The sequence below is a fragment of the Pseudomonas sp. 4CAES_32.4 genome, assembly GCF_058136335.1.
On the sequence record NZ_CM176882.1, the window covers coordinates 1,049,786 to 1,062,241 of the forward strand.

General features: G+C 60.1%; 10 protein-coding genes. 7 read left to right on the forward strand and 3 right to left on the reverse strand.

Going from position 1 to position 12,456, the window contains the following annotated elements; translation table 11 throughout:
• The first annotated feature begins 156 nt into the window (after positions 1 to 156).
• Positions 157 to 1,797: an amidase gene (locus tag AC3Y64_RS04600; protein WP_489986592.1), complete on the forward strand. Its 1,641-nt coding sequence runs from the start codon at positions 157 to 159 to the stop codon at positions 1,795 to 1,797.
• Positions 1,798 to 1,869: 72 nt separating this feature from the next.
• Here the strand turns inward: AC3Y64_RS04600 and fecA are convergent, their stop codons facing one another.
• The 3 genes from fecA to AC3Y64_RS04615 form a co-directional block, all read right to left on the reverse strand.
• Positions 1,870 to 4,203, reverse strand: a complete 2,334-nt coding sequence (fecA, locus tag AC3Y64_RS04605; RefSeq protein ID WP_489986593.1) for a TonB-dependent Fe(3+) dicitrate receptor FecA — start codon at positions 4,201 to 4,203, stop codon at positions 1,870 to 1,872.
• 179 nt (positions 4,204 to 4,382) lie between these two features.
• Positions 4,383 to 5,315, reverse strand: coding sequence for a DUF4880 domain-containing protein (locus AC3Y64_RS04610; protein ID WP_489986594.1), 933 nt, complete (start codon positions 5,313 to 5,315; stop codon positions 4,383 to 4,385).
• A complete protein-coding gene (locus AC3Y64_RS04615; RefSeq protein WP_489986595.1) occupies positions 5,312 to 5,800 on the reverse strand; it encodes a sigma-70 family RNA polymerase sigma factor in 489 nt (162 codons plus the stop codon). Before AC3Y64_RS04615 ends, AC3Y64_RS04610 begins: the two co-directional genes overlap by 4 nt.
• A 188-nt stretch (positions 5,801 to 5,988) precedes the next feature.
• On the opposite strand from AC3Y64_RS04615, the gene AC3Y64_RS04620 reads away from it, so the two are divergent.
• The 6 genes from AC3Y64_RS04620 to AC3Y64_RS04645 all read left to right on the forward strand — a co-directional run bounded on the left by AC3Y64_RS04620 (position 5,989) and on the right by AC3Y64_RS04645 (position 12,411).
• Positions 5,989 to 6,294, forward strand: a complete 306-nt coding sequence (locus tag AC3Y64_RS04620; protein ID WP_016986986.1) for a DUF3649 domain-containing protein — start codon at positions 5,989 to 5,991, stop codon at positions 6,292 to 6,294.
• Positions 6,291 to 7,895, forward strand: a complete 1,605-nt coding sequence (locus tag AC3Y64_RS04625) for a PepSY-associated TM helix domain-containing protein (protein WP_489986596.1) — start codon at positions 6,291 to 6,293, stop codon at positions 7,893 to 7,895. The genes AC3Y64_RS04620 and AC3Y64_RS04625 overlap by 4 nt, the downstream gene beginning before the upstream one ends.
• Positions 7,895 to 8,221 (forward strand): DUF3325 domain-containing protein, encoded by a 327-nt coding sequence (locus AC3Y64_RS04630; RefSeq protein ID WP_489986597.1) that lies wholly within the window; start codon positions 7,895 to 7,897, stop codon positions 8,219 to 8,221. Before AC3Y64_RS04625 ends, AC3Y64_RS04630 begins: the two co-directional genes overlap by 1 nt.
• A gap of 1 nt (position 8,222) precedes the next feature.
• Positions 8,223 to 8,789 (forward strand): RNA polymerase sigma factor, encoded by a 567-nt coding sequence (locus AC3Y64_RS04635; RefSeq protein WP_489986598.1) that lies wholly within the window; start codon positions 8,223 to 8,225, stop codon positions 8,787 to 8,789.
• Complete coding sequence (locus AC3Y64_RS04640; protein WP_489986599.1) at positions 8,786 to 9,775, forward strand: FecR family protein; 990 nt, start codon at positions 8,786 to 8,788, stop codon at positions 9,773 to 9,775. The genes AC3Y64_RS04635 and AC3Y64_RS04640 overlap by 4 nt, the downstream gene beginning before the upstream one ends.
• A 206-nt stretch (positions 9,776 to 9,981) precedes the next feature.
• A complete protein-coding gene (locus AC3Y64_RS04645) occupies positions 9,982 to 12,411 on the forward strand; it encodes a TonB-dependent siderophore receptor (protein WP_489986600.1) in 2,430 nt (809 codons plus the stop codon).
• Positions 12,412 to 12,456: the final 45 nt, after the last annotated feature.

Here is a 12,456-nt window from a genome sequence, read left to right on the forward strand (position 1 = left end):
TGTGTTACATGATCACAATTTGATATTAACCAGGAAAGTTCTGGACTTTGTATCTGAAGAAATACATATTTTTTTTACATTTAAAGCTTGCCTGCACGTTCTAAATAACAAGTTAAAAAATTTAATTGGAAGTTGTACAAGTCAAGGATGACTGTAATGAAAATTACTATGAGTGGTTCGATCTCCTTTGTCCGTACGATCATAGTCGGCGCAGCACTTGGAATGTGCAGCAGTTACGCTCAGAGCGATCCGGTTGATGTCAGGGAACTGACTATCACGCAAATCAAACAAGGCTTCGAGGATGGACGATATACTTCGGAGCAACTGACAAAAGCCTTTCTGTCTCGCATTGAGCAATACAATCCCTATTACAACGCCTTCACCGTAATGAACTCGGGGGCGCTGAATGAAGCGCGTGACATTGATCGGCGGCGCAAGGCCGGAGAAAAACTGGCGGTGATGGCGGGCATTCCGGTGGTCGTGAAGGACACCATGGACATGGCCGGATTTGCCTCCACCGCCGGGTATGCGCCGCTCTCATCCAAGGCCGGTGGCATCGACCTGATTCCGGAAAAAGACTCTGCCGTGGTTCAGCGATTGCGAGCGGCCGGGGCGATCATTCTGGCCAAAACCAACGTACCGGTATTTTCGGGAAGCCCTGCCAATGCCAATGACAGCTGGGCGGGCGTGACGTATAACGCGCTCAATCGCGCCTGGTCGCCGGGCGGCTCCTCGGCAGGCTCTGCGACCGCCGTCGCGGCGAACTTCGCCGTGGTCGGGCTGGCCGAAGAAACCGGTGGTTCCATTCAGAATCCGGCGGCGGCGCAGAGTCTGGTCGGGATCAAACCGACGTTTGGTCTGATTCCCAATTCCGGTGTCATTCCGCAAGCGGGTTCCACCCGCGATGTTGTCGGGCCGATCGCGCGTACGGTGCGCGACGCGGCCATCACTCTGGACGTGTTGGCCGGTTACACCCTGGACGACCCTAAAACCACGGCAGCCTTCGGCAATATTCCCCAGGCAGGCTATGCCGCAGGTTTGCAAACGGGATCACTCAAGGGCAAGCGAATCGGATTATTCGGCGCGGGATGGAACAAGTCCTTTGCCACTTTACCCGCAGAGACGAAAACACAGTATCGCAAGGCGGTCAGTCAGCTTCAGGCGCTAGGCGCGGTGGTGATCGCCGACCCGTTCAACGGATCGGGTCTGGTTGATCTGGCGCCGGCTGACGGCAGTTATGACGCGCGTGGATCGGATGCCCATGCTTATGATCTTGATCGTTATCTGCGCAAGCTGGGCGCCACCGCAGAGGTTCATTCCCTTGAGCAATTGCAGGAGCGAATCGGCGTAAAGCTGTTCGAGTCCGATGGGCCACTGGAGTACTACGTGACGCAGTTGCCCGTGCTGGCAGGGTCATACCAGACACCGGCCAACGCACCTGATCTTTCCGAATTTGCCCGCCTGCGCGAGCGCTATTTGCGCATCATCAACGGCGTCATGCGTGAACACGATCTCGATGCGATGGTATTCCCGCAGATGTTCGAGCCCTTGGGCGATGTCTATGAGGGATTCATGGACGCGACAACCACTTCGGTCATCAATATTGCCGGCATTCCCGGGGTGGTGGTGCCCAGTGGTGCGTATCCCGGCGGTCAGCCTTTTTCGTTGATCTTCGTCGGTCGCATGTGGAGCGAGCGCGAGCTGATCGGCTATGCCTATGACTACGAGCAGTCCGTCAAAGGCCGACTGGTTGCGGGTGATCTGCAAACGACGCCCGGGCCCAAACCTGAATCCTGAAGGTGTGCCGGCGAACTCGGCCCATTGCACCGGGCACGGGTTCGACGGGCTATCAATCAAGGTGCCAACAACTCAGAACGCTACGGATGTCTGCACATACACCGTGCGCGGTTCACCCACATACTTGCCCTTGTTATTGTCATCAAACGAACGCGTGAAGTACTGCGTGTTGAAGATGTTCTTCACCCCCACCGCGACATTCAGATCCGCCAGCTGCGGCCCGAAGTCATATCCCGCGCGGCTGCTGAACAGCATGTAGCCCGGAATCTTGCCGGTGCTGCCGTCGGCACTTTCCTTCGAGGTGTTGGCGTTGTCGGCGAACTGGTCGCTCTGGAAGCTGCTGTCCAGGTTCAACTTCCACGGCCCTTCGGTGTAACCGACGCCAAACGTGCCTTTGTGCTTCGAGGAAAACGGCACGCGATTGCCTTTGTTCGGGCCGTCTTCGCGAATGGTCGCGTCGACATAGGCGTAAGTGGCGTAGACATCGAAACCGGCCAGCGCAGGGCTCAAGTCGTCCAGCGCGTAGTTGACGCTGGTCTCGATGCCTTGATGGCGAGTTTCGCCACGGGCGATCACCGAGTCGTTGGTCTGGTTGCTTTCGTACTGGTTGTCGAAGTTGATCAGGAACGCACCGATCTCCGCCCGCAGCGCGCCGTTGTCATAGCGCGTGCCGAGTTCCCAGGTGCGGGCCTTTTCCGGTTTCACTTCGCCGCTGCTCACGCGGTTGGGCATCTGGCTGTACTGCACGCTGCCGAACGAACCTTCGGTGTTGGCGTACAGGTTCCAGTTATCGGTCAGATGATAGAGCACGTTCAACGCCGGCAACGCGGTGTTGTAGTCGCCCTTGTATTTGACGTTGGTCAGGTTGTTGGTCTGCTGCGAGTCGATCATCTCGTAGCGCACGCCCGGGGTGATCGTCCATTTGCCGATGTCGATACGGTCGTCGACGAAGAACGCATTGGCTTCGGTGCCGCCGCGGGTGTCGCGGTCGTTGCGGCTGTTGGTGGTCGGGTATTCGTTGCTGCTGATTGGCGTGCGATAGCGCAATTCGTGGCCGGCTTCGTTGATATAGCGGTAGCCGACGCCGACTTCATGACTGGTCGGGCCGAGGTCGAAGCCTTGGGCGAAACGGGTTTCCAGACCGCGTACCCAGTACTCGCGCGGCGACAGCGAGAGAAACGAGCCCTGATCCAGATAGCCGCTGCGCAGGGTCTTGGTGAAGAACGTGTTGGCGGTGAACTCGCGGCGATCTTCCTGATAGCGATAGCCAAAGTTGAACATGGTGCGGCGGCCCCAGAACTGATCTTTGAGGCGCGTCGACTGATACGGATCGGCGTCGTAATCGGCAACGTTCAATCCACCCGGCATGTCGGCTTTGCCTTCGTAATACTGGGCCATGGTGTTGAAGCTGTTGGCCTCGTCGAGCTGATATTTACCCTTGAGGATCAAGTCGTCGATTTCCGTGTCGCTGTGCTCGCGCCAGTCGCCGCCACGGGTGCCGGAGTACAGCAGCGCGCCGCCGAGACCGTTGGCGTTGGTGCCACCGGCCAGCAGATTGGCGCTGGTCTTGAAACCGTCGTGGCTCGATGAAGGGCTGGTCTCAGTCTGGAAACCGCCCTTGACCGTTGGCTCGTCGGGAATCGCGCGGGTCACGAAGTTGACCACGCCGCCGACGTTCTGCGGGCCGTAACGCACGGCGCCGCCACCGCGTACCACGTCCACGGCATCCATGTTGCCCATGCTGATCGGTGCGAACGACAACTGTGGCTGACCGTACGGCGCGAACGGCACCGGGATGCCGTCCATCAACACGGTCGAGCGTGCCGCCAGACGCGGATTCAAACCACGAATACCAAAGTTCAGCGCCATGTCATGGCTGCCGGTGCCGTTGTTTTCCGGGGCGTTGACGCCAGGGATACGGTTGAGCACATCGCGCGCCTGAGTCGCACCCTGACGTTCAAACTCTTCACGACGGATCACATCACGCGCACCAGGGTGTTCGAAAACGTTGATTTGCGCCGCATCGCCCAGCCAGTCGCCGACGACTTTCGAGGTGTCCAGTTCCAGCGCGGCATCCGCCACCGGTTGCAGACTGAACGCATTATTGCCCTCGGCGCGTGCTTGCAGGCCGGTGCCTTCGAGCAGCGCATTCAAACCTTGCTCAGGGGTGTAATTGCCTTCCAAGCCACGGCTTTGCACACCGCTGGTGACTTGCGAGCCGAAAGAAATCAGCACGCCGGCTTCACGACCAAACTGGTTCAGGGCGTTTTCCAGCGACGCTGGCGCAATGTGATAAACCTTGGCGTCGGCCGCCAGTACGGCAGGCACGGCGCTGAAGCTCAGGCTGGCGCCGAGGACGAGATTGCGCAGGCTGCGAGCCAGTGGCGTGAGGCGGGTGGGGTGCATGTCGGATGATCCTGAGAAGGTTGAATCAAGGGGGCTTTCCTTCTCTGTCACGCCAGATCTGAAAAACGGCTCATTTATTTTTCAAGGATCAAAAGATCGCAGCCTTCGGCAGCTCCTACAGGAAATATGCATTTCCAATGTAGGAGCTGCCGAAGGCTGCGATCTCTTGATCTTGCTCTTTAAACCCGCGCTTCGACGGTCACCCAGTAACGCGTGAAGCGCTTCACTTTCACCGGCAGACTGATTTCCAGCAGGTCAAGAATTCGCTCGCTGTCGTCCAGCGGATACGTCCCGGAGATCAACAGATCGGCGACTTTTTTATCGCAATTGAGCTGCCCGCGACGGTAACGGCCGAGTTCATCGAGGAAGTCGCCGAGACGCATGTGCGCCGCGACCAGCATGCCGTCGACCCAGGCGCCGCTGTTGGCATTCAGCGGTTTGGCTGCGCTGACGGATGTCGAGGTGAAACTCATTTCGCGCGCGACCGGCAGCACCATGGGCGCGCGTCCATTGCTGCTCAGTTCGACTCGACCGTCGAACAGCGCGACCTGCGTACGATCGGCAAACTGGCGCACGTTGAGACGTGCACCCTGAGTTTTCAGAACGCCCTGCGCCGTGCGCACTTCGAAGGATTGCGCGGCAGTCAGGAGGATTTCGCCTTCGAGCAATTGGATCAGGCGTGCCGAGGTGTTCACATCCACCGCACTGGCCGTGTTGAGCTGCAACTGATCGCCGCTGCCCAAGGCAATTTTGCGCCGCTGGCCGACCGGACTGCGGTAATCGGCGAGCATTGACGGCAGCGGGTTGTGTTCGCGCATGCCCCAGGTGACGGCTGAGCCGGCGCCGAGAATCAGCAGCAGCTTGAGCGCCTGTCGACGGCTACCCGACTTCGGCCCGTTCAGCGCCGCATGCGCCAACGGTGAAGACACACCGCGCAAGCGCTGGTTGACGCGCTGAATGTGTTCCCACGCGCGCTGATGTTCGCTGTGTGCGTCCAGCCATTGTTGCCAGGCCTGTTGCTGACGCGGGGTGAGCGCGCCTTGCTGCATTTCCAGCAGCCAGTGCACCGCCTGTTCGGCCACTTGCGAAGAGAAATCCGGGGCGCGATTCATAAGGCGAAGTAGCAACGCATGGCTGCTTTATTCAAATGCCGTTTGACCGTGGCCACGGAAATGCCGAGTTCGGCGGCGATTTGTGGATAGGTCAGGCCATCGACCTGTGCCAGCAAAAAGGCGCGTTTGACCTGGCGTGGCAAACCGTCGAGCAGTTCATCCAGCTCCATCAGGGTTTGCAGGATGATTGCTTTGTGTTCTTCCGACGGCGCGACCATTTCCGGCATCTGCGCCAGCGTGTCGAGGTAGGCGCTTTCGAGATCCTGACGGCGGTAATGATTGAACAGTACGCGCTTGGCCAACGTTGTCAGAAAGGCGCGCGGCTCGATGATTACTGGCGGCTCGCGGGCGGTCAGCACCTTGATGAACGTATCCTGAGCCAGGTCCGCCGCGCTGTCCGGGCAGCCGAGTTTGCGCCGCAGCCAGCCAGTCAGCCAGCTGTGATGAGCCTGATAGAGCGATTCGACGGGGTGGGCGGACGACAACGGTGGACTCCGGGCGCTTTCTTGACGCGGTAGAGAGTACGTTAGAGAACAAGAACTGTTCGCATTGTAGGGGGCGAAGCGCTCGGCCGGCAATCAGATGCTTTTGCATATGAGAATATTTATCATTAATATTGCTCGCCTATCAGTCCGGCACATCGGCCGGACGTTTTTCGTTTCAGGGTCGAAACATGAAAGGCAAACTCGCCACACTTCCCATGTCCTACCGTCTGGCTGTCACCTCGCGAGTATTGGCGGCGGTGTTCGGCGGCTATCTGGTTGCCGCGCTGGCCAGCGTTACCCTGACCTTGTGGTTGCCGTTGAGCCGCGCCGAAGCTGTAGTCACCGGCATGACCATTTCGTTTCTGGTCTATCTGGTCGCCGTGTTGTGGTGTTTCGCCTGCCGCACCGCATGGTCGGCGTGGGTCGGCTTGTTGGTGCCGAGCGTGATTCTGGCGACCATTTCCGGCGCCGCACGTGGTTTGGGGCTGGCATGAAAGAGGGTTTCCGTCAGGCGATGGCCTGGCTGCACACCTGGACCGGATTGGTGTTCGGCTGGTTGCTGTTTGCGATTTTTCTGACTGGGACGCTGGCCTATTTCAAGGATGAAATCAGTCACTGGATGCAGCCGGAAATCCCGGCGCGCTCGGTGAGTGGCGAGACGAGCCTGACCCTGGCCCAGGATTATCTGCAGCAACACGCTGCTGGCGCCTCACGCTGGCTGATCGATATGCCCAGTGGCCGCGATCCCGGGCTGACCGTGCGCTGGCAGCAAGCGCCGGCCAATCCCGGTGAGCGCGGGCGCTTCGAATCGAAAACCCTCGACGCACAAACCGGCACCGAAGTGCAGGGCCGCGCAAGCATGGGCGGCGAGTTCTTCTACCGCTTCCACTTTCAATTGCAGATGCCTTATCCGTGGGGCCGTTGGCTGGCGACCATCGCTGCGATGGTGATGTTCGTCGCCCTGATCACCGGGATCATCACCCACAAGAAAATCTTCAAGGACTTCTTCACCTTCCGCCCGCGCAAGGGCCAGCGCTCCTGGCTCGACGGGCATAACGCGGTGGGCGTGCTGGTGCTGCCGTTTCACTTGATGATCACTTACAGCAGCCTGGTGATTTTCATGTCGATGGTCATGCCGGCGAGCATCGTCGCGTCTTACGGCAGCGACGTGCGCAAGTTCTACGACGAAGTATTTCCCGCCTCAAAGACTCCCGAGCGGGCCAACGTTGCGGCACCACTGGCACTTATGGCGCCGCTGCTGGCCAAGGCCAGCGAGCAATGGTCGGGTGGCGACACCGCACGCCTGTCAGTGAACAATCCGGGCGACGCTAATGCCAGCGTGGTGCTGTCACGCGCCAGTGACCGTGTGGTGCATGATTTCGGCAGTGCCGTGACTTTCAACGGCGTCACCGGCGAACGGCTCGGCAGCACACCGGATCAACCGGTGGCGATGGCCGTTGGCGGCGCGTTCTATGGTTTGCACATGGGCCATTTCGCCGGTCCGGTTTTGCGCTGGCTGTACTTCATCTGTGGCCTGGCCGGGACGGCAATGATCGGCACCGGGCTGGTGATCTGGCTCGGCAAACGGCAACTCAAACACGCCAAGAGTGGCGTGATGCCGTTCGAGTTGCGAATGGTGGAAGTGCTGAACATCGCCAGCATGGCCGGGCTGGTTTCGGCGGTGGCGGTGTTCTTTCTGGCTAATCGTCTGTTGCCGGTGAGCCTTGCCGGACGTGCGGATTGGGAAGTGAATGCGTTCTTCATCGCTTGGGGTTTGAGTGTGGTGCACGCACTGTTGCGTCCGGGGCGCAAAGCCTGGGTCGAGCAGCTTCTATTGGGCGCCATGTTGTTTATCTCGGTGCCGTTGATCAATGCACTGACCACACCGTGGAATCTCGCGGTGAGCCTGATACAGGGAGACTGGACGCTCGCCGCTTTCGATCTGACCTGCCTTGCCACCGGCGCGTTTCTGGGCTGGGCTGCGTGGAAAATGCAGCGCGCCGGTAGCGCCGGTAGCGCCGCCAGCGCCGCCAGCGCCAAAAAGCCCCGTCGCGAAAAGGCTGCGCCGATCATCCTTGAGCAAGGGGCGAACTGATGCTTTTGCCTTTGTTGCTCACCTACGCCGGCTTCACCGCGTTGTGCCTGTCGATGCCGCGACATCACGATGAACTGCTCGGCCACAAGCCTTCTGAGCGACGTCGTCAGGGCCTGAAAATCGGCGGATGGCTGTTGCTGTGCTTGTCGCTCGCGGCAGCGGTGAAGGCCAACGGCTGGAGCTTCGGTCTGGTCGACTGGTTCGCCGTGCTGATGCTCAGTGCGCTGGCCTTGGTGTTGCTGCTGCCGTATCGCCCGCGTCTGGCCTTGACGCTGGCCGGATTGAGCCTGTTGGCCAGTCCGGTCGCAGCCTGGGCGCAGTGCTGAGGTGCTGATCGGTCTGCCGCCGGAATCCCGCGACGACGAGCCGCGCGGGGCGCGTGCGCATTTTCTTCAGGTGTTCCTGTCCCAGCGTTCGCAAATGGAAGCGTTGGTGAACCGGCGCGTCGGTTGCCGGGCGACGGCGGCGGATCTGGTGCAGGATCTGTTTCTGCGCTTCTGGCGGCGGCCATTGGTGCAGGTCGAAGAACTCAGCACTTATCTTTTGCGTTGTGCCGGCAACATCGCCATCGACCATATTCGCAGCGAAGGCACGCGCACCCGCGTCAACGAAGGCTGGCAACCGGATGAACCGGACAGCCACGGCAGTGAGCCGCAAGCTGCGCTGGAAGCCGGCAACGATCTGCGCCATGTCGAAGCAGCGTTGCGTGCGTTGCCCGAGCGCACGCGGCAGATCTTTTTGCTCAATCGCATTCACGACCGCAAGTACGCTGAAATCGCCAAAGCTATGGGCCTTTCCCAAAGTGCTGTGGAAAAACATATGATGCGCGCCCTCGAGGCCTGCAAGGCCAGCCTGCGCGAACCCGCGCCACGCTTGCCAGGGAAAGCACCGTGAAGCCATCAGAATCCCTCACCCCGACGCTCGCTCAGGAGCAGGCCGCATTGGCCTGGCTGAGCCTATTGCATGATCGGCCGAGTGCTGGCGATCAATTGATTTTCAGCCAATGGCTGCGCGCCGATCCGGCCCACGCTGAAGCTTACGCGCAGGCGCAAGTGCTCTGGGAGTTGAGCGAAGGTCCGGCGCAGACCTTGGCCGCTGAAGATGCGTTGGCGTTGCAGGGTTATCTCGATGCGATGGATCGCCCGCGTCGTTCTCCGCTGTTGCGTTGGTCCGCAGCGCTGGCGATGGCGGCGTGTCTGGTGCTGATGGTTAGCGTCGGTACAGGGTGGCAACCGCAGCGTTGGATCGATGATCTCGGCGCGGATTACGTCTCGGCCCCCGGTGAAATTCGCACGGTGACCCTGGCCGATCAATCGCAAGTCACCCTCGATGCCGACAGCGCCATCGCCGTTTATTTCAGCCATGGCGAGCGGCATGTGCAGCTGCGTCGCGGCGCCGGTTTTTTCAGCGTGACGCACACCGGTGGTCCGTTTGTGGTCGAGGCAGAGCAGGGCGAGGCGCGGGTGCTCGGTACGCAATTCGAAGTGCGTCTGCAGCCACACGGCGCGCAGGTCACGGTGCTGTCCGGGCGCGTTGGCGTGAAGGCGGATCATCAAGGCGAGCAGCAGATTCTCACGGCGGGGCAGCAGGCGGCTTACGGTGAGGGCGCGGCGGAAAAACTTCATGCCGTGGACAGTGAGGCGCAACTGGCCTGGCGCCAGGGTTGGCTGACTTACTACAAGTCGACGCTGGCGGAGGTGGTGGAGGATTTGCGCCGGTATTACCCGGGGCGGATTGTGGTGCTCAATGATCAGTTGGCGGCGCGCAAGGTCAGTGGCAGTTTTCCGAGCAAGGATCCGCAGGCGGTGTTGAATTCTCTGCAAGGGGTGCTGGGGTTTGAGCAGCATCAGGTGTTGGGGCATTTGATTATTTTGCGTTGAAGCGGCTAAAGCCATCGCGAGCAGGCTCACTCCTACAGGGGAACGCATTCCAAATGTAGGAGTGAGCCTGCTCGCGATGGCGCCCGATCGAACACCTCAAAAAATAATTTTCAAATGTTGGTGAGGTAAACCCAATCCCCATCCGTGTAGTGACTGAAACTGCGATCCATTCGCATCCGTAGCGGTTCTACACAGGTCATTGAGCAATGAAGTCCAGGGCAAATTCGGGTTCGATCAAACAGTGGTTGAGCGTCTCGGCGTTGAGTTTTTCGGCATTGGCGTTGTTGCCGATGAGCGTGGCGCTCGCCGCTGAAACGGCCAGCAGTCAGACGCAAAAGCAGTTCAATTTCGCGCTGGCCGCCAAACCGCTGCCCCAAGCCCTCAGCGACTTCAGCCGTGTCACCGGGCAGAGTGTGGTCTACACCGATGAAGCGCCGTATGGCCTTACCGCGCCGGCAGTCAACGGCCAGATGAGCGCCGAACAAGCGCTGCAGCGCCTGCTCAGCGGCTCCGGCCTGAGCTTCCGCCGCACCGACAGCCACACGTTGGCGCTGGAACCGAAACCGACCGAAGGCGCGCTGAACCTCGGCGCCACCACCATCACCTCGCTGCGCGACGATTCGACGAGCTACCAGCCGCCGGAAACCAGCTCGGTGATGCGTTCTTCGGCGTCGTTGCAGGAAGTCCCGCAGACCGTCAACGTCATCCCGGCGCAGGTCATCCGCGATCAGGCGCCGCGCAATCTCGACGATGCGCTGGCCAACGTCAGCGGCATCACTCAGGGCAACACGCTCGGCAGCACGCAAGACTCGGTGATGACCCGCGGCTTTGGTGACAACCGCAACGGTTCGATCATGCGCGACGGCATGCCGATCGTGCAGGGCCGTGGCATGAACGCCACGGTCGATCGCGTCGAAGTGCTCAAAGGTCCGGCTTCGTTGTTGTACGGCATTCAGGATCCGGGCGGCGTGGTCAACCTGGTCAGCAAGAAGCCTGAACTGACGCAGTCCAACGCCTTGACCCTGCGCGGCTCGACCTACGGCGATGGCAAGAATGGCAGTGGCGGCACCTTCGACAGCACCGGCGCGCTGGGCGATTCCGGGCTGGCCTATCGCATGGTGCTCGACCACGAAGATGAAGATTACTGGCGCAATTTCGGCACCCACCGCGAAACCCTGATCGCGCCGTCGCTGGCCTGGTTCGGCGAAAGCACCAAGCTGTTGTTCGCCTACGAACACCGCGAATTTCTTACGCCGTTCGACCGTGGCACGCTGATCGATCCGCGCACCAATCATCCGCTGGATATCTCGCGCAACGAGCGTCTGGACGAGCCGTTCAACAACATGGAAGGGCGTTCGGACCTCTACCATTTCGAAGCTGACCACGAACTTAACGATGACTGGAAAGCCCACTTCGGCTACAGCTGGAACCGCGAAACCTACGACGCCAGCCAGGTGCGTGTCACCGCGATCAACACCAAAAACGGCACACTGACCCGCAGCATGGACGGCACGCAAAACGCGATCAGCACCGACCGTTTCACCACCGCCAGCCTCGAAGGCAAAGTCAACGTGCTGGGCCTGCAGCATGACCTGGTGTTCGGCGTCGATGACGAGTACCGCAAGATCTACCGCGCCGACCTGATCCGCCAGAAAAGCCTGAGTACCTTCAGCTACGTCAACCCGGTGTATGGCCGTGAAGTCGAAGGCACCACGGTCAGTGCCGCCGACAGTGCGCAGACCGATGAACTGCGCAGCGATTCGATCTTCATGCAGGACTCGATTCACCTCACCGACCAATGGATTCTGGTCGCCGGCGGGCGCTTCCAAGAGTACGACCAGTACGCCGGTAAAGGCGTGCCGTTCAAGGCCAACACCGACAGCAACGGCCAGAAGTGGGTGCCCCGTGCCGGGCTGGTGTATCGCTACACCGACGCCGTGTCGTTTTACGGCAGCTACACCGAATCGTTCAAACCCAACTCGACCATCGCCCCGCTGAGCGGCAGCAGCACCGTGCTCGACGGCAGCATCGCACCCGAAGAAGCCAAGTCGTGGGAACTCGGCGCGCGCCTCGATATGCCGGGGCAAATCACCGGCAACATCGCGTTGTTCGACATCAAGAAACGCAACGTGCTGGTGGCCAACTCTGAAGGCCCGACAACGATTTACAGCGCCGCCGGTGAAGTGCGCTCGCGGGGGCTGGAAATGGATCTGACCGGTCAACTGAGCGAGCGCTGGAGCATGATCGGCAGCTACGCCTACACCGATGCCGAAGTGACGGAAGACCCGGACTACAAGGGCAAGCGTCTGCAAAACGTAGCGAAGAATTCCGGCTCGCTTTCAGCGGTGTATGACTTCGGCAGCGTGATTGGTGGCGATCAATTGCGTGTCGGTGCCGGGGCGCGTTATGTCGGTGAGCGGGCGGGTAACGCGGTGAATGATTTTGATCTGCCGAGCTATACCGTGGCGGACGCGTTTGCGACTTACGACACCCAGGTTGAAGGGCAGAAGGTCAAGTTTCAGCTGAATGTGAAGAACCTGTTTGATCGCACGTATTACACCTCGGCGGCGAGCCGGTTCTTTGTGTCGATGGGGGATTCGCGGCAGATCTCCTTGTCCAGCACCTTGGAGTTTTGATCCCGAACCGCGTCATCGTTCATCGCTGGCAAGCCAGCTCCCACA

What these genes read in the sequence shown, in the direction of transcription:
- AC3Y64_RS04600 (WP_489986592.1), top strand. Translation starts at nt 157, where the DNA reads ATGAAAATTACTATGAGTGGTTCGATCTCCTTTGTCCGTACGATCATA.
- fecA (WP_489986593.1), bottom strand. Translation starts at nt 4,203, where the DNA reads ATGCACCCCACCCGCCTCACGCCACTGGCTCGCAGCCTGCGCAATCTC.
- AC3Y64_RS04610 (WP_489986594.1), bottom strand. Translation starts at nt 5,315, where the DNA reads ATGAATCGCGCCCCGGATTTCTCTTCGCAAGTGGCCGAACAGGCGGTG.
- AC3Y64_RS04620 (WP_016986986.1), top strand. Translation starts at nt 5,989, where the DNA reads ATGAAAGGCAAACTCGCCACACTTCCCATGTCCTACCGTCTGGCTGTC.
- AC3Y64_RS04625 (WP_489986596.1), top strand. Translation starts at nt 6,291, where the DNA reads ATGAAAGAGGGTTTCCGTCAGGCGATGGCCTGGCTGCACACCTGGACC.
- AC3Y64_RS04630 (WP_489986597.1), top strand. Translation starts at nt 7,895, where the DNA reads ATGCTTTTGCCTTTGTTGCTCACCTACGCCGGCTTCACCGCGTTGTGC.
- AC3Y64_RS04645 (WP_489986600.1), top strand. Translation starts at nt 9,982, where the DNA reads ATGAAGTCCAGGGCAAATTCGGGTTCGATCAAACAGTGGTTGAGCGTC.